General features: G+C 65.8%; 20 protein-coding genes. 10 read left to right on the top strand and 10 right to left on the bottom strand.

Translation table 11 applies throughout. The features are described from left to right. Window positions 1-171 precede the first annotated feature (171 nt). The 4 genes from EOA49_RS09800 to EOA49_RS09785 all read left to right on the top strand — a co-directional run bounded on the left by EOA49_RS09800 (window position 172) and on the right by EOA49_RS09785 (window position 5,664). A complete protein-coding gene (locus tag EOA49_RS09800) occupies window positions 172-519 on the top strand; it encodes a hypothetical protein (RefSeq protein WP_127242250.1) in 348 nt (115 codons plus the stop codon). Window positions 520-638: 119 nt separating this feature from the next. Then, on the top strand, window positions 639-1,010 hold the full coding sequence (locus EOA49_RS09795) for a DUF559 domain-containing protein (protein ID WP_067323727.1): 372 nt from the start codon (window positions 639-641) through the stop codon (window positions 1,008-1,010). Between the two features lie 190 nt (window positions 1,011-1,200). Beyond that, complete coding sequence (locus EOA49_RS09790; RefSeq protein WP_127243131.1) at window positions 1,201-3,237, top strand: hydantoinase/oxoprolinase family protein; 2,037 nt, start codon at window positions 1,201-1,203, stop codon at window positions 3,235-3,237. 252 nt (window positions 3,238-3,489) lie between these two features. Then, a complete protein-coding gene (locus tag EOA49_RS09785) occupies window positions 3,490-5,664 on the top strand; it encodes a malate synthase G (protein WP_127239420.1) in 2,175 nt (724 codons plus the stop codon). Between the two features lie 23 nt (window positions 5,665-5,687). Here the strand turns inward: EOA49_RS09785 and EOA49_RS09780 are convergent, their stop codons facing one another. From EOA49_RS09780 to EOA49_RS09765, 4 genes are all read right to left on the bottom strand, one after another. Next, on the bottom strand, window positions 5,688-7,217 hold the full coding sequence (locus EOA49_RS09780) for a YifB family Mg chelatase-like AAA ATPase (protein ID WP_127239419.1): 1,530 nt from the start codon (window positions 7,215-7,217) through the stop codon (window positions 5,688-5,690). Between the two features lie 146 nt (window positions 7,218-7,363). Next, the gene (gshB, locus tag EOA49_RS09775) at window positions 7,364-8,305 is read right to left on the bottom strand and encodes a glutathione synthase (RefSeq protein ID WP_127239418.1); all 942 of its coding nucleotides are present in this window, start codon (window positions 8,303-8,305) and stop codon (window positions 7,364-7,366) included. Window positions 8,306-8,372: 67 nt separating this feature from the next. Continuing rightward, window positions 8,373-8,747: a GtrA family protein gene (locus tag EOA49_RS09770; protein WP_127239417.1), complete on the bottom strand. Its 375-nt coding sequence runs from the start codon at window positions 8,745-8,747 to the stop codon at window positions 8,373-8,375. Next, entirely contained in the window at window positions 8,747-9,757 is a 1,011-nt protein-coding gene (locus EOA49_RS09765) for a glycosyltransferase (protein ID WP_127239416.1), read from the bottom strand. Before EOA49_RS09765 ends, EOA49_RS09770 begins: the two co-directional genes overlap by 1 nt. Window positions 9,758-10,012: 255 nt before the next feature. Between EOA49_RS09765 and EOA49_RS09760 the strand changes: the two genes are divergently transcribed. The 6 genes from EOA49_RS09760 to EOA49_RS09735 all read left to right on the top strand — a co-directional run bounded on the left by EOA49_RS09760 (window position 10,013) and on the right by EOA49_RS09735 (window position 15,881). Beyond that, on the top strand, window positions 10,013-11,362 hold the full coding sequence (locus EOA49_RS09760) for an EAL domain-containing protein (RefSeq protein WP_127239421.1): 1,350 nt from the start codon (window positions 10,013-10,015) through the stop codon (window positions 11,360-11,362). Between the two features lie 153 nt (window positions 11,363-11,515). Continuing rightward, window positions 11,516-12,283 carry an SDR family oxidoreductase gene (locus tag EOA49_RS09755; RefSeq protein WP_127239415.1) on the top strand — a complete coding sequence of 256 codons (768 nt, stop codon included), beginning with the start codon at window positions 11,516-11,518 and terminating at the stop codon, window positions 12,281-12,283. Next, window positions 12,280-13,215 (top strand): 2-dehydro-3-deoxygalactonokinase, encoded by a 936-nt coding sequence (locus EOA49_RS09750; RefSeq protein ID WP_067323736.1) that lies wholly within the window; start codon window positions 12,280-12,282, stop codon window positions 13,213-13,215. The genes EOA49_RS09755 and EOA49_RS09750 overlap by 4 nt, the downstream gene beginning before the upstream one ends. Further along, window positions 13,212-13,850: a 2-dehydro-3-deoxy-6-phosphogalactonate aldolase gene (locus EOA49_RS09745; protein WP_095827319.1), complete on the top strand. Its 639-nt coding sequence runs from the start codon at window positions 13,212-13,214 to the stop codon at window positions 13,848-13,850. The genes EOA49_RS09750 and EOA49_RS09745 overlap by 4 nt, the downstream gene beginning before the upstream one ends. Further along, window positions 13,850-14,722 (top strand): SMP-30/gluconolactonase/LRE family protein, encoded by an 873-nt coding sequence (locus EOA49_RS09740; protein WP_164746632.1) that lies wholly within the window; start codon window positions 13,850-13,852, stop codon window positions 14,720-14,722. The genes EOA49_RS09745 and EOA49_RS09740 overlap by 1 nt, the downstream gene beginning before the upstream one ends. Before the next feature lie 94 nt (window positions 14,723-14,816). Then, window positions 14,817-15,881 carry a D-alanine:D-lactate ligase-like protein gene (locus EOA49_RS09735; RefSeq protein ID WP_127239413.1) on the top strand — a complete coding sequence of 355 codons (1,065 nt, stop codon included), beginning with the start codon at window positions 14,817-14,819 and terminating at the stop codon, window positions 15,879-15,881. Window positions 15,882-16,019: 138 nt separating this feature from the next. Here the strand turns inward: EOA49_RS09735 and EOA49_RS09730 are convergent, their stop codons facing one another. From EOA49_RS09730 to dnaK, 6 genes are all read right to left on the bottom strand, one after another. After that, window positions 16,020-16,307 carry a DUF1330 domain-containing protein gene (locus EOA49_RS09730; protein WP_127239412.1) on the bottom strand — a complete coding sequence of 96 codons (288 nt, stop codon included), beginning with the start codon at window positions 16,305-16,307 and terminating at the stop codon, window positions 16,020-16,022. A 37-nt stretch (window positions 16,308-16,344) separates the two neighbouring features. Continuing rightward, a complete protein-coding gene (gene pyrF, locus EOA49_RS09725) occupies window positions 16,345-17,046 on the bottom strand; it encodes an orotidine-5'-phosphate decarboxylase (RefSeq protein ID WP_127239411.1) in 702 nt (233 codons plus the stop codon). After that, window positions 17,046-17,642 carry an NADPH-dependent FMN reductase gene (locus tag EOA49_RS09720; RefSeq protein WP_067323746.1) on the bottom strand — a complete coding sequence of 199 codons (597 nt, stop codon included), beginning with the start codon at window positions 17,640-17,642 and terminating at the stop codon, window positions 17,046-17,048. The genes pyrF and EOA49_RS09720 overlap by 1 nt, the downstream gene beginning before the upstream one ends. A gap of 75 nt (window positions 17,643-17,717) precedes the next feature. Continuing rightward, on the bottom strand, window positions 17,718-18,323 hold the full coding sequence (pmtA, locus tag EOA49_RS09715) for a phospholipid N-methyltransferase PmtA (protein WP_095799004.1): 606 nt from the start codon (window positions 18,321-18,323) through the stop codon (window positions 17,718-17,720). 122 nt (window positions 18,324-18,445) lie between these two features. After that, the gene (gene dnaJ / locus EOA49_RS09710) at window positions 18,446-19,576 is read right to left on the bottom strand and encodes a molecular chaperone DnaJ (protein ID WP_067003083.1); all 1,131 of its coding nucleotides are present in this window, start codon (window positions 19,574-19,576) and stop codon (window positions 18,446-18,448) included. 220 nt (window positions 19,577-19,796) lie between these two features. Next, a complete protein-coding gene (gene dnaK / locus EOA49_RS09705; RefSeq protein ID WP_095782077.1) occupies window positions 19,797-21,713 on the bottom strand; it encodes a molecular chaperone DnaK in 1,917 nt (638 codons plus the stop codon). Between the last annotated feature and the right edge of the window lie 52 nt (window positions 21,714-21,765).

Below are 21,765 nucleotides of genomic sequence, written 5' to 3'. Positions count from 1 at the left end.
AAACATCTTGGCTGCCCATCCCCTCGACAAACCAATCGCCAGCAAGATGCGCAGGGCCAACTGGAGCAAAGACTTCTTCTATGAACTCTTTACTCATATGCGATAGCCCTGCCTCGAGGGGGGAGATTACCGGTGCTTCCCGTGCTCTACTCCCCCTCGGGAACCCTCGCCATGATTCGCGCTCTGCTCGCCGCTCTTCTCCTCACCGCGCCGGCCTTCGCCGCCGACATGTCGGTCTTTGTCCGCAACCAGCGCTCCGACGGCGTCGCGCTGGAACTGTTCAGCCGCGACAGCGAAAAGGTCTGGCCGGGCGGCGACAAGGTTTTCTTGATCCGGCCGCAGGCGCGCAAATCCGTGCCGATCTCCTGCGAGCCCGGCGAGCACATCTGCTGGGGCGCCTGGGTGGTCGGCAACGATTCCGTCACCGCCGGCGTCGGCCCCGACAACGACCAGCCCTGCGACACCTGCTGCTTCATCTGCGTCGAGCATTCGACCGAGACGGTGGACCTGGCGGAGTAGGGCACCCCTTCTCCCCTTGTGGGAGAAGGTGGCTCGGCGCGCAGCGCCGAGACGGATGAGGGGTGTTGGACGGAGTGCGATGTTGGAGAATTGGACGAAATGAGGCCGAGTCTTCCGCCCTGCCGCATCAACCCGTAACCCCGGCCAAGCGCAATTTCGCTCGTCGGATGCGCCGCGAGTCGACAGAGGCGGAGGGTCGTCTGTGGCAGGAGCTGCGCGGCCGCCGTCTCGACAAGATCAAGTTCCGCCGGCAGGTGCCAGTGGGTAGATTCGTCGCCGACTTCGTTTGCGCCGAGGCTCGGCTTATCATCGAAATCGATGGCAGTCAGCATGCGGACTCGCCCCACGACCAGGAGCGCGACGCCGAATTGAAGGCGAAGGGATTTCGCGTGTTGAGGTTCTGGAATGACGACGTTCTGAAGGACCTCGATGCTGTCTGCGATACCATCATTGCCTATGTGCGGGACGAAGATCTGCAGCCTTGGCGATGATGCCGATGGGCGTATTTGCCTAGCTGGAGCACCCCTCATCCGTCTCGGCGCTGCGCGCCGATCCACCTTCTCCCACAGGGGGAGAAGGGAGCTTGCCCCTCCCTTGGCCCATCGCTCCCGCCTTTATCCGCCGGCCCGTATCGGCTAAGGGGCAGGCACCAAACCTCTTGCCCGGACTTGCCACCGCCAAATGACCGCCAAGCCAAAACCGCTCTTCCTCGGCATCGACACCGGCGGCACCTATACCGATGCCGTGCTGTGGTCGGAGGAGGGCGGGCCCCTGGACAACCCGAGCAAGGGCAAGGTGCTGGCCAAGGCCAAGGCGCTGACGACGCGCCACGACCTCGCCGTCGGCATTTCCGGCGCGGTCGACGCGGTGCTGGAAAAATCCGGTACCGACCCGGCCGCGATCAAGCTGGTGTCGATGTCGACCACGCTTGCCACCAACGCGCTGGTCGAGGGCCAGGGCGGGCGCGTGGCGCTGGTGATGATCGGCTTTTCCGAGGCCGACCTCGCTCGCGACGGGCTGAAGACGGCTCTCGGCAGCGATCCGGTGGTGTTCTGCCCCGGCGGCCATGACGTGTACGGCAATGCCGCCAAGCTCGATCTTTGCGGCCTCGAGGCGGCATTGCCGGAGCTCGGGCGTTCGGTGTCGGGCTTCGCCGTCTGCGCCTATTTCGCCACCCGCAATCCGGCGCATGAGCTCGCCGCGCGCGACCTGATCCGTGAAAAAACCGGCCTGCCGGTCACCGCCAGCCACGAGCTTTCGGCCAAGCTCGGCGGTCCGCGCCGCGCGCTGACCACGCTGCTCAACGCCCGGCTGATCTCGATGATCGACCGGCTGGTCGCGGCGACCGAAAGCTTTCTTGGCCGGCGCGGCATCACCGCGCCCCTGATGGTGGTGCGCGGCGACGGCGCGCTGGTGTCGGCGGCTTTCGCCCGCCAGCGGCCGATCGAGACGATCCTCTCCGGCCCGGCCGCCAGCCTGGTCGGCGCCCGCCACATGACCGGGCTGGACGACGCCATGGTGTCGGACATCGGCGGCACCACCACCGACGTTGCGGTGCTCGATAGCGGCCGGCCGCGGCTCGATCCGGAAGGCGCCACCGTCGGCGGCTTCCGCACCATGGTCGAAGCCGTCGCCATGCGCACCTTCGGCCTTGGCGGCGACTCCGAAGTGGCGCTGGAGGACGGCGCGCTCGACCCGAAGATCCTGCTCGGGCCGCGCCGCCTGGTGCCGCTGGCGCTGGCCGGCCTGGCGCATGGCGAGGCGGTCACCGCCGAGCTGGAGCGGCAGCTGCGCGCGCCGAATCCCGGCCGCATGGACGGGCGCTTTGCCGTGCGCACCGGCGTGCCGGATCGCCTCGCCGCCGGCCTCACCGCGCCGGAAGCGAAACTCTACGAGGCGATCGGCGCCACCCCGCTGGCGCTCGACCGGCTGCTCAGCTCCAACGCCCAGAACGCCACGCTCAACCGGCTGGTGGCGCGCGGCCTGGTGCACATTTGCGGCTTCACGCCGTCCGACGCCGCCCATGTGCTCGGCAAGCAGTCGAACTGGGATCCCGCCGCCGCCCGTCTCGGCGCCGAGCTGTTTTCCCGCCGCCGCGACGGCCGCGGCCAGGCGATCGCCGCGACGCCGGAAGCGCTCGCCCAGCGCGTGCTCGTCACGCTGACGCGCTGGTCGGCCGAATATATTCTCGAAACCGCCTTCGCCGAGGACGGGCTGGACGGCGCCGCGACCGTCGCGCACGCGCTGGTGCAGCGCGCCGTCGATGCGCATCCCGGCATCGCCCGCTTCAGCGTCGCGCTCGACCGGCCGGTGATCGGCCTCGGCGCCTCGGCGCCGCTGCATTACGCCGGCCTGCCGCCGCTGATCGGCAATGGCTGCATCGTGCCGGAGGACACCGACGTCGCCAACGCGCTCGGCGCGGTCGTCGGCCAGGTGCGGGTCTCAGCCGAAGCCCGCGTCAGCCAGCCCAGGGAAGGGCTTTTCCGGCTCGCCTCGGGGCAGACGGTGCGCGACTTCACCGAGGAGGAGAAGGCGATCGCCGCGGCGGAAGCCGACGTGCGGGCGATCGTCGCCGAACGCGCGAAGAATGCCGGCACCGACAGCGCCGAAATCGATGTGTCCACCGAGTTCAAGGTCTCGACGGTCGAGAACCAGCGCATGTTCATCGAGGCGCATGTGGTGGCGGTGGCCTCAGGGCGCCCAAGGATTGCGATGTGAGCGCGCCTTCCCCCTTCTCCCCTTGTGGGAGAAGGTGTCGCCGGAGGCGACGGATGAGGGGTGCTCCAGGGAACACCAGCGCCGCACTCCGCTGGAACACCCCTCATCCGTCTCGGCGCTTGCGCGCCGATCCACCTTCTCCCACAAGGGGAGAAGGGAAACCGCGCCGCACCTTCACCCTAAGCCGAATTGACCCTTGAACCCCAAACATGTCAAAGCCCCGGCAAAGCCTACCCATCTGGAGACGTGCTGATGACCGACCGCATCGAGATCGCCGGGTTGCAGATTGCCCGGGAGCTCCATGACTTCGTCGCCGAGGAGGCAGCAGTCGGCACCGGCATCGATCCGGAAAAGTTCTGGGAGGGCTTTTCCGCCATCGTCCACGACCTCGCGCCGAAGAACCGCGCGCTGCTCGCCAAGCGCGACGCCATGCAGGAGAGGCTGGACGACTGGTACCGCGCCAACGGCGCGCCGGTCGACATGGAGCTGTACAGAACTTTCCTCGAGGAGATCGGCTATCTGGTGCCGGAAGGCCCGGCCTTCAGCGTCTCGACCGAAAATGTCGATCCGGAGATCGCGGTCGTCGCCGGGCCGCAGCTGGTCGTGCCGGTGATGAACGCGCGCTATGCGCTCAATGCCGCCAATGCGCGCTGGGGCTCGCTTTATGACGCGCTCTACGGCACCGACGCCATTCCCGAGACCGCAGGTGCCGAAAGAGCCAAGGCGTTCAATCCCACGCGCGGCGCCAAGGTGATCGCCTGGGTCAGGGACTTCCTCGACCAGTCCGTGCCGCTCACCACCGGCAAATGGGCCGGCATCAACGGGCTCTCGGTGGCGAACGGCGCGCTGAAGGTCGGCGAAGGCGCCGGCGCCACCACGCTTGCCGACCCGAAGCAGTTCGTCGGCTACCGCGGCGACGCCGCCACGCCGGAAGCCGTGCTTCTGGTAAAGAACGGCCTGCATATCGAGATCGTCGTCGACCATGCCAGTCAGATCGGCAAGACCGATGCGGCCGGCATTGCCGACGTCGTCCTCGAGGCCGCCCTGACCACCATTCAGGATTGCGAGGATTCGGTCGCCGCGGTCGATGCCGAGGACAAGGTCGTCGTCTATCGCAACTGGCTCGGGCTGATGAAGGGCGATCTGGCGGAAGAGATCACCAAGGCCGGCAAGAGCTTTGTCCGCAAGCTAAATCCGGACCGCCGCTACACGGCGCCGAATGGCGGCCAGCTGCTGCTGCCCGGACGCTCGCTGATGCTGGTGAGGAATGTCGGCCACCTGATGACCAATCCGGCGATCCTCGACCGCGACGGCAACGAGGTGCCGGAAGGCATCATGGACGCGGCGCTCACCGCGCTGATTGCGCTGCACGATGTCGGCGACAACGGCCGCCGCGCCAACTCCCGTGCCGGCTCGATGTATGTGGTGAAGCCCAAGATGCACGGGCCGGAGGAAGTCGGCTTCGCCGTGGAAATCTTCGATCGCGTCGAGGCCCTGCTCGGCATGGCCAAGAACACCATCAAGATGGGCATCATGGACGAGGAGCGGCGGACCACCGTCAACCTCAAGGAAGCGATCCGCGCCGCAAGGGAGCGCGTCGTGTTCATCAACACCGGCTTCCTCGACCGCACCGGCGACGAGATCCACACCTCGATGGAAGCCGGCCCGATGATCCGCAAGGGCGACATGAAGCAGGCGGCCTGGATTTCCGCCTATGAGGCGTGGAACGTCGATACGGGCCTGGAATGCGGCCTCGCCGGCCACGCCCAGATCGGCAAGGGCATGTGGGCGATGCCGGATTTGATGGCGGCGATGCTGGAACAGAAGATCGCGCACCCCAAGGCCGGCGCCAACACCGCCTGGGTGCCGTCGCCGACCGCGGCGACGCTGCACGCCACGCACTATCATAAAGTGGATGTGCACGCCGTGCAGGCGGCGCTGAGGAGCCGGCCGAAGGCCAGGCTCGACGACATCCTGTCGGTGCCCGTGGCGGTGCGGCCGAACTGGACGCCGGACGAGATCCAGCGCGAGCTCGACAACAACGCGCAAGGCATTCTCGGCTATGTCGTGCGCTGGATCGATCAGGGCGTCGGCTGCTCGAAAGTGCCCGATATCAACGATGTCGGCCTGATGGAGGACCGCGCCACGCTGCGCATTTCCTCGCAGCACATCGCCAACTGGCTGCGCCACAAGGTGTGCTCGGAGATCCAGGTCCGGGATTCGCTGCAGCGCATGGCGGCGATCGTCGATCGCCAGAATGTCGGCGACCCGTTCTACCGGCCGATGGCGCCGGATTTCGACAAGTCGATCGCCTTCCAGGCCGCCTGCGACCTGGTGTTCAAGGGGACAGTCCAGCCCAACGGCTACACCGAGCCGGTGCTGCATGCGCGCAGGCTGGAGCTGAAGGCGAAGGACCGGGCGGGGTAGCGCCGCGAAGCTCGCCAGGGACCTTACGCCGCCTGCGCCATGCGCTCCGCGCTCATGCGGTAGGAGATCGCCTCGGCGAGATGGATGCGGCCGACGGTTTCGCTGGCGTCGAGATCGGCGAGCGTCCGCGCGACCTTCAGCACGCGGTGATAGGCTCGCGCCGAGAAGGCGAGCTTTTCGCTGGCGTCCTTGAGCAGCGTCAGCCCGGCGGCGTCGGGCCTGGCGATCGCCTCGATGACCGAAGGCGGGCAGTGCGCGTTGGTGGTGGCCGCCGCACCCAGCCTTTCCAGCCGCTCGCGCTGCATGGCCCGGGCGCGCGCCACGCGCTGCGCCACAGCGGCACTGGCCTCGGCCTTGTCCGGCCGGATCAGGTCGCTTGCCGAGACCGCCGGCACTTCGATCCTGAGATCGATGCGGTCGAGCAGCGGGCCGGAAATGCGCGCGTGGTATTCGGTGCGGCAGCGCTCGCCGCGCAGGCAGCGATAGCCGGGCTCGCCCGACATGCCGCAGCGGCACGGGTTCATCGCCGCCACCAGCTGGATGCGCGCCGGATAGGTGACGCGGTGGTTGGCGCGCGCGATCACGCAGTCGCCGGTCTCCAGCGGCTGGCGCAGCGCGTCCAACGTCTGCGGCGCGAATTCCGGGAACTCGTCGAGGAACAGCACGCCGTGATGCGCAAGCGACACTTCGCCCGGCCGCACGCGCAAGCCGCCGCCCACCATCGCCGCCATCGACGCCGAATGATGTGGCGCGCGGAACGGCCGTCGGTCTGTCAGCTTGCCTTCGCCGAGCTCGCCCGCCACCGACGCGATCATCGAGACCTCGAGCAGCTCCTTCGGCGCCAGCGGCGGCAAGATCGAGGGCAGCCTTTGCGCCAGCATCGACTTGCCCGAGCCCGGCGGTCCGACCATCAGGAGATTGTGGCCGCCCGCCGCCGCCACTTCCAGCGCCCGCTTGGCGCTTTCCTGGCCCTTGATGTCGGCAAGGTCCGGCAGATCGCGCGCGGCGACCTGGATGCCGGCCTCGGGACGCGACAGCACCTGGGTGCCGCGAAAATGGTTGGCGATGGCGATCAGGCTGCGCGGCGCCAGGATATCGAAATCCTTGCCGGCCCAGGCTGCCTCCGGCCCGCAGGCGAACGGACAGATCAGCCCTTTGCCTTCGGCGTTGGCGCCGATCGCCGCCGGCAGCGCGCCGGCGACAGCGGCGATGGTGCCGTCGAGCGACAATTCGCCGAGCACGACATAGCCGGCCAGCATATCGCCCGGAATGGCGCCGAGCGCGGCCATCAATCCGAGCGCGATCGGCAGATCGTAGTGGCTGCCTTCCTTGGGCAGGTCCGCCGGCGCGAGATTCACCGTCACCTTCTTCGACGGCATCGACAGGCCGGAGGCATGAAGCGCGGCCTGCACGCGTTCCCGGCTCTCTGCCACCGCCTTGTCCGGCAAACCGACGATCTGCATGCCGACCTTGCCCGGCGCGATCATCACCTGGACATCGACCGGCACGGCCTCGATGCCCTGGAAAGCCACCGTGCGAACCCGCGCTACCATCTTGTCTCAAGCCCCCGGATACCGGCTCGCTCGCCGGTCCTGCGATCAGGCGGCGAGCGGGATCAGGTTAGACAACCACAGATTTGCGGCTTAAGCAAGAACATTACGGGAACATACGGTCCCGCCCACCGGGCAGCTGAGGGGCGCTACTTCCGCTTCCCTTCGACGCAGTCCCAGAACAGGGCAGCAATGTCCGCGCCGCCGAAGCGCCGCACCTCGCGCACGCCGGTCGGCGAGGTGACGTTGATCTCGGTCATGTAGTCGCCGATGACATCGATGCCGACGAGGATGAAGCCGCGTTCCCTGAGCGCCGGCCCGATGCGGGCACAGATCTCGCGTTCGCGCTCCGTCAGCTCGGTCTTCTCGGCGCGGCCGCCGACATGCATGTTGGAGCGCGAATCGTGCTCGGCCGGCACGCGGTTGATGGCGCCCACCGGCTCGCCGTCGATCAGGATGATGCGCTTGTCGCCCTTGCGCACGTCCTTGAGGTAGCGCTGCACGATATAGGGCTCGCGGAACAGCTGGCCGAACATTTCGAGCAGCGAGGCGAGGTTGCGGTCGGCCTCGTGCAGATGGAAGATGCCCGCCCCGCCATTGCCGTAGAGCGGCTTGACGATGATGTCGCCGAACTCCTTGCGAAAGGCGGCCACCTCCTGCGGATCCTTGGTGATCAGCGTCTCCGGCATCAGGTCCGGGAATTCGGTGACGAAGATCTTTTCCGGGCTGTTGCGCACCCAGGCCGGGTCGTTGACCACCAGCGTCTTCGGATGGATGCGTTCCAGAATGTGGGTGGTGGTGATGTAGTTCATGTCGAAGGGCGGGTCCTGCCTGAGCAGCACCACGTCCATCTCCGACAGATCGGTGCGCACCGGCTCGCCTAGCGAATAATGGCTGCCCTTCTCGTCGCGCACCTGCATCTCCTCGGCGCGCGCGAACACCTTGCCGCCCCGCATCGACAGCCGGTCTGGCGTGTAGTGGAAAAGCTTGTGGCCGCGCCGCTGCGCTTCCAGCGACAGCGCGAACGTGGTGTCGCCGGCGATCGACACCGTCGAGACATGGTCCATCTGGACGGCGATTTTCAACGGCATCTCGGGTCTCCGGCAATCTCTGCCGCCGATATAGGGAAATCGGCGGCTTCTGCCAATCGGCCAGAGATTATCGGTCGAAGACCAGCCGGGAATAGCCGACGAAGGACAGCGCCATCGCGACCAGCGAGGCGACCGTCAGCGCCGCCAGCGGCGGCAGGGAGGGCAGCGCGAACAGAAGGGCACAATAGGCGAGATAATTGACGATGCTGGTGGCGACGCCAACCCCGCCGTAACGCGCGCCCTCCTGCGCGATGCCTCGGCTCGACGGCGCAAAGGTCAAATGCCGGTTGATCTGCCAGGTGACGGTGAGCGCGAAGCCGATCGACAGCACGCGTGCCGCCAGCGGTCCGAGCGGCGTGACGGAAAGCAGCAGCCAGAGCGCGGCCGCATCGGCGACGAAGCCGATGCCGCCGGCAAGCACGAAGCGGGCAAGCCGGACCATCAGGCGGCTCGCGAGGGCTTGCCCGGCTCCCTCGTCGGGGAGGCCTCGCCGTTGAAGCCGGCGCGTCGCTCGATGCGGCCGGCAGGGATGGAAAGATAGAAGATGCGCTTCTGTTCGGCCCGGCCGCGCGACACCGAATCGAGGATCAGCCCGGTGACCATCGCCAGCATGGACAAGAGGAGCAGGCCAACGGACAGCACCCAGGTCGGCATGCGCGGAACAAGTCCTGTCTCGGCGAACTCGATCAGCACCGGGATCATCAGCCCGATGCTGGCCGCCAGGAAGAACAGGGCAAACGTGCCGAAGAAACGCAGCGGCTGCGTCTCCTTCACCAACATGGCGAACATCCACAGGATCCTGGCGCCGTCTCTGAACGTCGACAGCTTCGACGATGAGCCTTCCGGGCGGCGGCCGTAGTCGAGCGCCATCTCGTTCACCGGCAGCTTGAGCTGCGAGGCATGGACCGACATCTCGGTCTCGATCTCGAAGCCGCCGGAAACCGCCGGGAAGCTCTTGACGAAGCGCCGCGAAAAGACCCGGTAGCCGGAAAAGATATCGGTGAAATCGGCGCCGAACAGGCCCTTGTAGAGCCGGTTGAAGATGCGGTTGCCGAAGGCGTGGCCGGAGCGGCCGGCGTCGTCGGTGACGCCCCGCCGGGTGCCCACCACCATGTCCGAGCGCTCGGTCAAGAGTGTGTTGATCAGCTGCGGCGCATCTTCCGGCGCGTAGGTACCGTCGCCGTCCGCCATCACATAGATGTCGGCGTCGATGTCGGCGAACATGCGGCGCACGACATTGCCCTTGCCCTGACGCGGTTCGCGCACGACGACCGCGCCGGCCGCGCGGGCCCTGAGCGCGGTCAGGTCCTTCGAATTGTTGTCGTAGACATAGATCGTCGCGGAGGACAGCGTCTCGCGGAAGCGCCGCACGACCTCACCGATCGTCAGCTCCTCATTGTAGCAGGGCAGGAGCACGGCGATCGCCGGCTCGTTGCGGACCTCGTGCGGCATGCCTATCTCCGGTGCCCGGGCCCAGCCGACCAGCCGCGCCAATGCCGGTCCCAAATGCCGGCGTCTCCGGGCCGCTTTACTATTTATTGAAGCTGTTAATGCCCGGTTTAAGCCTCCATCGCCAAAGACCCTGGACCGCCAGGCATGGCGCCAAGGCCCATTTTCGCGATCTTCAGAAAATCGATTTTCCGATACCTTTCCTAAACGCTTTGCTGCCAGTCTGGTTACAAATTCCCCCGTCAGAACAGGGACATGATGCAAACGACGTTTGGCACCGGGCAGCCAGGCAGGGAAAACGCGGATCTGGCCTTCACCGATCCGCTGACCGGACTTGGCAACCATCGTCGCTTTTACGACAAGGTCGATCGCCTGATCAGCGATCGCGCCGACGATCCCGCGCCATTCACCGTCGGCATCCTCGACCTCGACGGCTTCAAGCCGATCAACGACCTGTTCGGCCACAAGGCCGGCGACGACATCCTGATCCAGGTGGCTATGCGCTTGCGCGCCTCGATGGATGGCTACTCCACCGTCTGTCGCATCGGCGCCGACGAGTTCGCCTTCCTCTACCCGATGGTGTTCAGCGAGGAGCAGGCCGCCGAAAAATCGCGCATGCTGATCGAGATCCTGTCGGCGCCCTATGATGTCGGCGAGCGCACCGCCAGATTGTCGGCTTCGGTCGGCTGCTCGCTGTTTTATTCCGGCGACGAGACCACAGAGATCCTGATCAACAAGGCCGAGACCGCGCTCTACCACGCCAAGCGCTCGGGCCGCGGCCGCGTCGTCGTCTACACACGCGAGATGGAGGAGGCCGCCAAGCGCGTCACCCGCATCGAGCAGGCGCTGCGCCGCGCCGTCTCGGCCGGCGAGGTCGAGCCGCATTTCCAGCCGATCGTCGACCTCACCAGTCGCCGCACCATCGGCTTCGAGACGCTGGCTCGCTGGACCGATCGCGATCTCGGCATGGTGCCGCCGAGCGTGTTCATTCCCATCGCCGAGGAGCGCGGCATCATCGGCCCGCTGTCGCAGCTGGTGCTGCGCAAGGCGACCGAGGCGGCGCGCAACTGGCCGAAGGACCTGTTCCTGTCCTTCAACCTGTCGCCGTCGCAGCTTGTCGACCAGAACACCGGCCTGCATATCCTAGCGATCCTCGACCGCACCGGATTCGATCCGCGCCGGCTGGAGATCGAGATCACCGAAACCGGCCTGATGACCGACCCGGCTTCGGCCGAGAAGATCGTCGAGGATCTGCGCCGCGTCGGCATCCGCGTCTCGCTCGACGATTTCGGCACCGGCCAGTCGTCGCTCGGGCGCCTGCGCGAATTCCATTTCGACAAGCTGAAGATCGATCGCGCCTTCGTTTCCTCGATCCTCGAAGACCGCCCCTCGGAACACATCGTCCGTGCCATTCTCGCCATGTGCGAAGGACTCGGCATGGACGTTGTGGCCGAAGGCATAGAGGAGGAAGCGCAGGCCGACCGCCTCGTCCAGTTCGGCTGCGCGGGTGGCCAGGGGTATCTGTTCGGCAAGCCCGTCGATGCCGACGCCACGCTTGGCTATCTGCGCGATTCCTATCGCGGCGCGCTGCGCGCCAAGGCGATCTGATCGACCAACCTGCGATCCAAGCCGACCCGTCTGCGCCTCACGGAAGCGCGGCTGCTATTTTGTCAGACATATTGCCGCCGAAATCGCCTTTTCACCCTTGCTCCCGGGGCCGGCATGGCTAGGATGCGCGCCGGCCAAAGGGAGACAGAAATCATGATGCCATCGGCGCGTTTCGCCGACCTCGACGGCGCCTCGGTGTTGATCACCGGCGGCGGTTCCGGCATCGGCGCGGCGCTGACCGAGGGCTTCATGCGGCAAGGCGCCAAGGTCGCCTTCATCGACATCGCCGACAAGCCCAGCACGGCGCTGGCCGACCGTCTGGAAAGGGAGCTTGGCCGGCGTCCGCTCTATCTCAAGACTGATCTGCGCGACGTCGAGGCGCTGCGCGCCGCGGTAGCGAAGGCGGCAAAAGCGCATGGCGATGTCATTGCGCTGGTCAACAATGCCGCGCTCGACGATCGCCATGAGGTGAAGGATGTCACCATCGAGTTCTGGGACAACAACCTAGCCATCAACCTGCGGCCGCATTTCTTCACCGCCCAGGCGGTGGCGCCGGGCATGAAGCGCGCCGGCGGCGGCTCGATCATCAATTTCAGCTCCACGTCCTACCTCATCAACCATCCCGATCTGCCGGCTTACACCGCCGCCAAGGCCGGTATCCTCGGTCTCACCAAAGGCCTTGCCGGCAAGCTCGGCGCCGACGGCATCCGCGTCAACGCGGTTGCGCCCGGCTGGGTGATCACCGAACGTCAGCGCGAGCTTTGGGTTACCGAGGAGGCGCTTGCCGCCCATGTCGCCAAGCAATGCATCAAGGAGCCCATGCGGCCCGACGACATTGTGGGCACGGTGCTGTTCCTGGCGTCGGACGCCTCGCGCATGCTGACCGCGCAAATGCTGATCGTCGACGGAGGCGTGCTGTGAGCGGCGCGCCTGCGGTCGCCGCCCTCGACTGGGGCACGACCAGGCTCAGGGCCTGGCTGCTCGACGGCGCGGGTCAGCTGCTCGCCGAGCGGCGCGGCGACGACGGCCTGATCACGGCGCGCGAAAAGGGTTTTGCGACGGTGCTGGAAGGCCATCTCGCCGCCATGGGCGCGCCGAAGTCCCTGCCCGTCATCATCTGCGGCATGGCGGGTTCCCGCCAGGGCTGGATCGAGGCGCCATACGTCACCGTGCCTGCCCCGATCGGCGCCATCTTGGCAGGTGCCGCCCGCATCGAAGGCGAGCGCCGCGACATCCGTATCGTGCCCGGCCTCGCACAGCGCCTCGCCGACGCGCCGGATGTCATGCGCGGCGAGGAAACGCAGCTTGCCGGCGCGAATCTGCCGCCAACGGGGCGCCACATCGTCTGCATGCCGGGCACCCATTCCAAATGGGTCGTGGCCGAGGACGGCGCGGTCGCCGGCTTCGGCACCTGGCCGACCGGCGAGTTGTTTTCGGTATTGGCCGCGCATTCGATCCTGAAACATTCGCTGGGCGAACATCCGGCACCGGTCACGGCGGATGGTCCGTTCTTCCGTCAGTGGTGCGAGCGGGCGCTGGGCGAAGGCGGCGACGTTACCTCAAAGCTGTTTGCGATCCGCGCCGCCGGGCTGCTGCAAGATTTGAAATCCGACGAGGCGGCGGCGTGCCTGTCCGGGCTGTTGATCGGCGGCGAGATCGCTTCGGCGAAGCGGCGCTACGGCATCAGTGAAGCGCCCGTCGTGCTGATCGCTTCCGGCGCGCTGGCTTCGCTCTATGGCGCCGCTCTTGGCTTCGCCGGTCTTGCTTTTCGGGTCGTCGATGCGGATGAAGCGGTGCGCGCCGGCCTTGTCGAAGCCGCGCGCGAGAACCGCATGATCGGAGGCGACGCGTGACGCAGACAGCACCCTTTCCGAGACTGAAACGCGGGCTGGTCGCCATCTTGCGTGGCCTCAAGCCGACAGAGGCGATCTCAATAGGCCAGGCGATCTTCGACGCTGGCATCGAGGCGATCGAGGTGCCGCTCAATTCGCCGGAACCGTTTTCGTCGATCACCAGGATCGCCGAAGTCCTTCCGGAAACCGCGCTGGTCGGCGCCGGCACGGTGCTGACGGCGGCCGATGTCGATGCCTTGCACAAGGCCGGCGGCCGGCTGCTGGTCAGCCCCAACATCGATGCCGATGTCATGGGCCGCGCCATGCAGTATGGCATGGTGACGATGCCGGGCGTGTTCACGCCCACCGAGGCCTTCCAGGCGATCAGGCTCGGTGCTTCGGCGCTTAAATTCTTCCCGGCAAGCGTGCTCGGCGCCGGCGGCATTTCGGCGATCCGCGCCGTGCTGCCGGCAACGGCGCTGATCGGCGCCGTCGGCGGTGTTTCGGACAAGGATTTTGCCGGCTACAAAGCCGTCGGCGTCAGCGTCTTCGGCCTGGGGTCGAGCCTTTATAAGCCGGGCGCCAGCGTCGATGAAGTGGCTGAGCGCGCCCGCGCCGCGGTCGCGGCCTGGGACGAAGCCTTCGGAGGGATTTGATGGACAGCGTTTCGGTCTTCAGCGATCACATTTGCCAGTTGGGGGAGGGACCGAGCTACGATCCCGGCACCGAGACACTGTTCTGGTTCGACATCGTCAATGGCAAGCTTCTGGAAAAGCCGCTCGCCGGCGCGCTGAAAATCCATGATCTCGGCGTGATGGCCAGCGCCATCGCCGTCATCGACGATGCCCGCCAGCTGATCGCCACCGAGATCGGCCTGCAGGTCCGCGATGTGGCGACCGGCAAGTTGACGCTGCACACGCCGATCGAAGCTGACAATCCGCTGACCCGCTCCAACGATTCCCGCGTCCATCCCTGCGGCGCGTTGTGGACCGGCACGATGGGCAAGGACGAGGGCAAGGGCGCCGGCGCGATCTACTGGTTCTTCAAGGGCGAGCTTCGCCGACTGTTCTCCGACATTACCGTGTCCAACTCGATCTGCTTTTCCGACGACGGGACGATCGCCTACTACACCGATACGGCGACCGGGCTTCTGATGCGCGTCGCTTGCGATCCGGCGACCGGCCTGCCGACGGGCGAGCCGAACATCTTCGTCGATCATCGTTCGCAAAAAGGCTATGTCGACGGCTCGGTCGTCGACCGCGACGGGGTGCTGTGGAACGCCGTCTGGGGCGGCAAGGCGGTGAAGGCCTATTCGCCGGACGGCATGCTGCTGCGCGAAATCCCGATGCCGGTAACCCAGCCTTCCTGCCCCGCCTTTGTCGGGCCGAACGCCGACCGCCTTGCGGTGACATCGGCCTGGAAAGGCAAGGACGACAAGCAGCGCAAGCTCGATCCTCAGGCCGGCATGACCTTCCTGCTCGACATTCCGGTCCGGGGCCGCTTCGAGCCCCGCGTGCTGATCGCCTGAGCGGCTTGCGCATTATCGCTCGCTCAGGTCGGTTTCCTGAAAGCCGATTGCAACCGCCATGCGATGGTAGCACCAGACTTTTCTGGGAGCTTCCATGCCGAGCAACGGGCCGACGCTGATCCTTGTCCATGAGCCGGAGAGGGCTTGCTTCGACCGGCTGGTCGCCGACGGCTACCAGACGGAACGCGCAACCGAGATATCGTCCTATCTGGCGCAGTCGACCGACCTCGCGCCCGAATTCGGCCAGCTCGCCGCCGCTTGCGAAACGCGCGGCCTCACCTTGATGGCCGTCGAGCTGGACGACGCCGCGACCGTCTTGGCGAACGCCGATCCCGCCAAAACCCTGGTCTGGACGCTGACCGACGGCATCGCCTATTTCCGCGGCGGCGCTTCGCCTGCGCTGGCAAGGCTGAACGGACTGAAGACGATCGGCGCCGACGATTCGCTGTTCGCGCTCTGCCAGGACAAGTTCCGCTCCGGCGCCGTGCTCGGCGCGCTTGGCCTGCCGGTGCCGCCGGCCGGGCTGGCCCGAAATGGGAAATGGCTGGTCGAGCCGTCGGCCTCGTCCGCCGGCTGGTTCGTCAAACCAAACCGGCTCGGCGCCAAGATCGGCATCTGGCCGGATTCGCGCTGTCGCGATCTTGGTCATGCGCTGGAGCTCAGCCGGCGGGTCTTTGACCATTATCGCGACGATGTCGTCGTCCAGCCTTATGTCGCCGGCCGCAATGTGCGGGCAAGCTTCCTCGGTCTGAAGCCGGATACCGGCGTCGAGGCGCTCGGCATCGCCTTCGTCGAGTCCGGCGGCGACTTCCAGACCATGGCCGACTCCATGGCGCTCTACGGCGATAGCGGCCAAGCCGCCAGGGACGCAGGCACCTATGCCGAGCCGGAGCTCGAGCAGGTCGCCGCCAGCCAGCCGGCGGCCGATCGCGCGATCCGCGCCATCGCGCAGGAGCTGATCGCCGGGCTTGGCCTGAAGGACGTCTTCTCGGTCGACTTCAGGGTCGAGGCCGACGACACCGTCCATCTCATCGAGTTCGAAGTCTGTCCCGGCCTGCCCTGCTTCGATTTCCGCGACTATTGCCGCAGGCAATGGAGCATGAGCCTGGCGGATGCGATGGCGGAGACGGCGACCAGCCGGCTGAGGGTACAAGCTTAGGGAATTGGACCGGTCTGCGGCAGCGGAGCGGCTTTGAGACGCCGGCGGGACAGAGGGGGGCGCGAAGGATCGCTGCAAATCTTGCTCTGCGCCACCGCACTCTTTGATCATGTCAAGGCAGGACGATGCGCCCTGGGCCTAAACCCCCTCGACCAGCACGATCTCGCCGTCAGCCACTTTCTGGCGAATGGCGACGGCGCGCTGATATTCCGGCGAGTGGTAGCAGTCATGCGCGGCGGCAAGCGATTCGAACTCGATGATCACGTTGCGCGCGCGGCCAGGCCCCTCGGCCTTCTCATGCTTGCCGCCGCGCGCCAGGAATTTCGCGCCGAAGCGCTCGAAAGCCGGTTTGGCGGCGGCGACATAGTCCTTGTAGCCTTCCGGGTCGCGCACATCGACGCGGGCAACCCAATATCCCTTTGGCATCATTTTCTCCTGTTTCGGTTCGCAAACCGGATCGGCCCTATGCCGAGCACATTTCGGCCAAGATAGCCTCGGCCGCCGCCCGCCGATCCGGCGCCTTGACGATCGGCCGGCCGACGACAAGGTGGCTGGAGCCGTTGCGGATCGCCTGCGCCGGCGTCACCACACGCTTCTGGTCGCCATGGGCGCTGCCGCTCGGCCGTATACCCGGCGTGACCACGGCCATGTCGGGACCGACGATCCGGCGCACGGTTTCGGCCTCCTCGGCCGAGCAGACGATGCCGCCCATGCCGGCATGCAGCGCCTGTTCGGCGCGCCTCAGCACCAGCGTGTGCGGATCGTATTCATAGCCGGCATCGATCATGTCCTGCTCGTCCATCGAGGTCAGCACGGTCACCGCGAGCAGGCAGAGCTCGCTGCCTTTGGCTGCTTCCACCGCCGCCTGCATAGCCTTGGGATAGGCATGCAGTGTCAGCATCGAGACCCCCATCCTGACGATATTCTCGACCCCCTTGGCCACCGTGTTGTCGATGTCGAGCAGCTTCATGTCGAGGAAGACCTTGGTGCCGCCGCTGGCGAGCTCGCGCGCGAAATCGAGCCCGCCGGCGAAGGCGAGCTGATAGCCGATCTTGTAGAAAGAGACGCTGCCTTCGAGCGCGCGCACCGTCTGTTCGGCTTCCTTCAGCGTCGGCACGTCGAGGCCGACGATCAGCCTGTCGCGCATGGTCTCGACCGGATGCATCAGACCTCGATCCTCACGGACAGCATGCGCGAGGTTTCGATCAGTGTACGGCATAGGCGCTCCATCGATTGGTGCAGTCTGGCGTCGCGGAATTGTCCGTCCTCGGCGAAGGCTTCATCGGCGCCGGAAACCGAGCATTCCGGCGTGATCACTTCCATCTGGCAGCGCACCAGCACCGCGCGCAGATGGTTGATGCAGCGTATGCCGGCAAACTTGCCCTCGGAGGAGGAGCAGAGCGCGACGGGCTTGCCGTAAAGCGGCCTGAACGAGCGGCTGCCGTCGCGCCGGAGCCGGCTCACCCAGTCGATCGAATTCTTCAAGAGCGGCGGGATCGAGCCGTTGTATTCAGGCGTCGCGATCAGCAGCCCGTCATGGGCGGATATCTGATGGCCGAGCTTCACGGCATTCTCGGGAATGCCTTTGTCCTTCTCAAGATCCTCGTCCATGATCGGCAGCGGATAGTCGCCGAGCGAAATGCGGGTCACCTCCGCACCCTGCATGGCGAGTTCCTTTTGCGCGACATCGGCCGTCCGGCCGCTGAAAGCGCCGGTGCGGATCGAGCCTGCGAAAACGAGGATTCTTGGGATTACTGCCATCGGCCACCTGTCGAACGACGTATAGGCCGAAGAGCGATCAATCCCCAAGCGCTTTCGATGTCCAAGCGCTTTCGGTCAACATGCCTCGCGTCGGTAGATCCACAGCTGCGTAGGCGGAATGTTGCGGATGATGAAATCGAAATGCTTGACCGTGTAGTCGCCGCGGCCGGGCGGGATCGGCGACAGCGGGCCGTAGGTCAGCTGCACGATCGGCCGGCCGACGGGAATGCGGTCGAGCAGGCTTTCGATGTAGGCGATGCGCTGGGCGACTGGGAAATTGAGCAGCGGCACGCCGGAGACGACCGAATCGAACACCAAGTCGCGCTTGTCGCCGAGTGTTGCGTCGAGGTTGAAGGCGTCGCCCTCGATGACGTTGACGCGCGGATAGAGCCGGCGCAGATGGCGCACGAAGTCGGTCGAGTATTCGATCGCGTAGAGGTTCTCCGGCTTCACGCCCTGGGCGAGGATGGCGCGGGTGATGACGCCGGTGCCGGGGCCGACCTCCAGCACCGGCAGGCCCGATTTCGGGTTGACGATCGAGGCCATCTTGCGGGCGGTCACGGAACTGGTGGGAACGATCGAGCCGACAGCTTTCGGCTTGTCGATCCAGCCTTTGAAGAACTTCAGCTCGTCGTCGAATTTTTCCGCCAGCGCTTTGCGCAACCCGGGACCACGTGCCATGCGAGCTCTCCTCAACGCTCCCCGACCCGCTACTTAGCAGCTAGGTGGAACAAGGCAAGGCAAGATCTGGCATAAGATGTTGATGACGCTGAGGCAGCGCGTCAACCCCTGCCGCACCCCACTCAGGGCTCGCCGAAGGATTCGAAAAAGTCCTTCATGCGGGCGAAGAAGCCGCTCGACTGGGGCGAATTGTCCTTCGAGGAGAGCTGCTCGAACTCTTCCAGGAGCTCGCGCTGGCGCCGCGACAGGTTCTGCGGCGTCTCGACCGCCGTCTGGATGTAGAGATCGCCGACATTGGGCTGCCGCAGCACCGGCATGCCCTTGCCCTTCAGCCGGAACTGGCGGCCGTTCTGGGTGCCTTCCGGCACTTTCACCTTGGTCTGAGTGCCGTCGAGCGTGGTGACCTCGAACGAGCCGCCGAGGGCGGCGGTCGTCATCGAGATCGGCACCTTGCAGTAGAGGTCGGCGCCGTCGCGCTGGAAGAATTCGTGCGGCTTGACGGCAAGGAAGATGTAGAGGTCGCCCGATGGGCCGCCGCGCAGGCCGGCCTCGCCCTCATTGGCAAGCCGGATGCGAGTTCCGTCCTCGATGCCGGCCGGGATGTTGACCGACAGCGAACGCTCCTCGGTGACGCGGCCCTGGCCGGCGCATTTCGGGCAGGGGTCTTTGATCGTCTGGCCGCGCCCCTGGCATTGCGGGCAGGTGCGCTCGATCGAGAAGAAGCCTTGCGTTGCCCGCACCTTGCCATGGCCGTGGCACATCGCGCAGGTGACCGGCTGCGTGCCGGGCTTGGCGCCGCTGCCGGAGCATTCCGAACAGGAAATCGATGCCGGCACGCGGATCTGCGCCGTCTTGCCCAAAAACGCCTCTTCCAGCGAGATTTCCATGTTGTAGCGCAGGTCGGCCCCGCGCTCGCGGCCGCCCGACGAGCGGCGCTGGCGGCCACCCATCATGTCGCCGAAAATGTCTTCGAAGATGTCGGCGAAGCCGCCGGCGCCGAAGCCGTGCGCTGCGCCGTTCATGCCGCCCTGCTCGAAGGCGGCGTGGCCGAAACGGTCATAGGCCGCGCGCTTCTGCGGGTCCTTCAGCGTCTCGTAGGCTTCGTTGATTTCCTTGAACTTGTGCTCGCAGGCATGGTCGCCGGGGTTGCGGTCGGGATGGAACTGCATGGCGAGTTTGCGGAAAGCGCTCTTCAGCTCCTTGTCGTCGGCGCCTTTTTGCACGCCCAGCGTTTCGTAGAAATCAGCTTTCATTTTTTCCCGCTGTCCGGATGCTCAATGTCTTCAAGCATTGTCGCGTCGTCGCCGGCACGTTGTTCGATTTAGGAGCGATGTTGCCCGGATGCCAGAGCCGAGCCGTGCTCACCGGTATTTTTCCGTCAATTTTTGGGCCAGGTCCGCACTTTTTCGGTGAAGGTTGCAAAAAAGCCCGGCCTTGCGCCGGGCTTTTCGCATTATGTGGCCGTCAGCCGGCTCAGGCCGACTTCTTCTTGTCGTCGTCTTCGTCGATTTCCTCGAAGTCGGCGTCGACCACGTCCGAATCCTTGGCGGCGTCCGCCTTGGCGTCGGCTTCGGCCGCTTCCTTCTGCGAGGCCTCGTACATGGCCTGGCCAAGCTTCATCGAAGCTTCGGCGAGCGACTGCGACTTGGCCTCGATATCGGCCACGTCATCGCCTTCGGCTGCGGACTTCAGCGCCGCAATCGCGTCGGCGATCGCGGTGCGGTCGGCCTCCGAGACCTTGTCGCCATAGTCCTTCAGCGACTTCTCGGACGAATGCACCAGCGATTCGGCCTGGTTGCGGGCCTCGACGAGGGCGCGGCGCTTCTTGTCGGCCTCGGCATTTGCCTCGGCGTCCTTCACCATCTTCTCGATGTCGGCATCGGACAGACCGCCCGAAGCCTGGATGCGGATCTGGTGCTCCTTGCCAGTGCCCTTGTCCTTGGCCGAGACGTTGACGATGCCGTTGGCGTCGATGTCGAAGGTGACCTCGATCTGCGGCACGCCGCGCGGAGCCGGCGGAATGCCGACCAGATCGAACTGGCCGAGCAGCTTGTTGTCGGCCGCCATCTCGCGCTCGCCCTGGAAGACGCGGATGGTCACCGCCGACTGCGAATCCTCGGCCGTCGAGAACACCTGGCTCTTCTTAGTCGGGATCGTGGTGTTGCGTTCGATCAGCCTGGTGAAAACGCCGCCCAGCGTCTCGATGCCGAGCGACAGCGGCGTCACGTCGAGCAACAGCACGTCCTTCACGTCGCCCTGCAGCACGCCGGCCTGGATGGCGGCGCCGAGCGCGACCACCTCATCCGGGTTGACGCCCTTGTGCGGCTCCTTGCCGAAGAACTGCTTCACGATCTCCTGGATCTTGGGCATGCGTGTCATGCCGCCGACCAGCACCACTTCGTCGATCTCGCCCGCCTTCAGGCCGGCATCCTTGAGCGCCGCCTTGCAGGGGTCAATGGTGCGCTGGACGAGGTCCTCGACCAGGCTCTCGAACTTCGCCCGGGTGAGCTTCATCGTCAGGTGCTTCGGCCCGCTGGCGTCGGCAGTGATGAAGGGCAGGTTGATCTCGGTCTGCGTCGTCGACGACAGCTCGATCTTGGCCTTCTCGGCCGCTTCCTTCAGGCGCTGCAGGGCGAGCTTGTCGGCCTTGAGGTCGATGCCTTGCTCCTTCTTGAACTCGGCCGCCAGGTACTCGACCAGGCGCATGTCGAAGTCCTCGCCACCGAGGAAGGTGTCGCCATTGGTCGACTTCACCTCGAAGACGCCGTCGCCAATCTCGAGCACCGAAATGTCGAACGTGCCGCCGCCAAGGTCATAGACGGCGATGGTCTTGCCGTCCTTCTTCTCCAGACCATAGGCAAGTGCGGCAGCCGTCGGCTCGTTGATGATGCGCAGCACTTCGAGGCCGGCGATCTTGCCGGCGTCCTTGGTCGCCTGGCGCTGGGCATCATTGAAATAGGCCGGAACGGTGATGACCGCTTTCTCGACCTTCTCGCCGAGATAGGCTTCCGCCGTTTCCTTCATCTTCTGCAGGATCATGGCCGAGATCTGGCTGGGCGAAAGCTTCTTGCCGCCTGCCTCGACCCAGGCATCGCCATTGTCGCCCTTGACGATCTTGTAGGGGACAAGCTTCTTGTCCTTCTCCGTCACCGGATCGTCATAGCGGCGGCCGATCAGGCGCTTGACCGCGAAGATGGTGTTTTCAGGATTGGTGACCGCCTGGCGCTTGGCCGGCTGGCCGACGAGGCGTTCGCCATCGCTGTTGATGGCGACGATGGAAGGGGTCGTGCGCGCGCCTTCCGCATTCTCGATAACCTTTGGCTCCTTGCCGTCCATGATGGCGATGCAGGAGTTGGTGGTTCCGAGGTCGATACCGATTACTTTTGCCATTGTTCTAGTCTCTCCTCTAAGCAGGCTCTCAGGACCCTGATAAGGCGTTCCG

Origin of the sequence: Mesorhizobium sp. M1A.F.Ca.IN.020.04.1.1, from assembly GCF_003997315.1 — a bacterium.
Taxonomy (GTDB): domain Bacteria; phylum Pseudomonadota; class Alphaproteobacteria; order Rhizobiales; family Rhizobiaceae; genus Mesorhizobium.
This window is presented reverse-complemented; position numbering and strand designations above follow the sequence as displayed.

Bases quoted from the DNA above. Each gene is read 5' to 3' on its own strand.
- EOA49_RS09800 (WP_127242250.1), top strand. From the start codon at position 172: ATGATTCGCGCTCTGCTCGCCGCTCTTCTCCTCACCGCGCCGGCCTTC.
- EOA49_RS09790 (WP_127243131.1), top strand. From the start codon at position 1,201: ATGACCGCCAAGCCAAAACCGCTCTTCCTCGGCATCGACACCGGCGGC.
- EOA49_RS09785 (WP_127239420.1), top strand. From the start codon at position 3,490: ATGACCGACCGCATCGAGATCGCCGGGTTGCAGATTGCCCGGGAGCTC.
- EOA49_RS09780 (WP_127239419.1), bottom strand. From the start codon at position 7,217: ATGGTAGCGCGGGTTCGCACGGTGGCTTTCCAGGGCATCGAGGCCGTG.
- gshB (WP_127239418.1), bottom strand. From the start codon at position 8,305: ATGCCGTTGAAAATCGCCGTCCAGATGGACCATGTCTCGACGGTGTCG.
- EOA49_RS09770 (WP_127239417.1), bottom strand. From the start codon at position 8,747: ATGGTCCGGCTTGCCCGCTTCGTGCTTGCCGGCGGCATCGGCTTCGTC.
- EOA49_RS09765 (WP_127239416.1), bottom strand. From the start codon at position 9,757: ATGCCGCACGAGGTCCGCAACGAGCCGGCGATCGCCGTGCTCCTGCCC.
- EOA49_RS09760 (WP_127239421.1), top strand. From the start codon at position 10,013: ATGCAAACGACGTTTGGCACCGGGCAGCCAGGCAGGGAAAACGCGGAT.
- EOA49_RS09755 (WP_127239415.1), top strand. From the start codon at position 11,516: ATGATGCCATCGGCGCGTTTCGCCGACCTCGACGGCGCCTCGGTGTTG.
- EOA49_RS09740 (WP_164746632.1), top strand. From the start codon at position 13,850: ATGGACAGCGTTTCGGTCTTCAGCGATCACATTTGCCAGTTGGGGGAG.
- EOA49_RS09735 (WP_127239413.1), top strand. From the start codon at position 14,817: ATGCCGAGCAACGGGCCGACGCTGATCCTTGTCCATGAGCCGGAGAGG.
- EOA49_RS09730 (WP_127239412.1), bottom strand. From the start codon at position 16,307: ATGCCAAAGGGATATTGGGTTGCCCGCGTCGATGTGCGCGACCCGGAA.
- pyrF (WP_127239411.1), bottom strand. From the start codon at position 17,046: ATGCATCCGGTCGAGACCATGCGCGACAGGCTGATCGTCGGCCTCGAC.
- EOA49_RS09720 (WP_067323746.1), bottom strand. From the start codon at position 17,642: ATGGCAGTAATCCCAAGAATCCTCGTTTTCGCAGGCTCGATCCGCACC.
- pmtA (WP_095799004.1), bottom strand. From the start codon at position 18,323: ATGGCACGTGGTCCCGGGTTGCGCAAAGCGCTGGCGGAAAAATTCGAC.
- dnaJ (WP_067003083.1), bottom strand. From the start codon at position 19,576: ATGAAAGCTGATTTCTACGAAACGCTGGGCGTGCAAAAAGGCGCCGAC.
- dnaK (WP_095782077.1), bottom strand. From the start codon at position 21,713: ATGGCAAAAGTAATCGGTATCGACCTCGGAACCACCAACTCCTGCATC.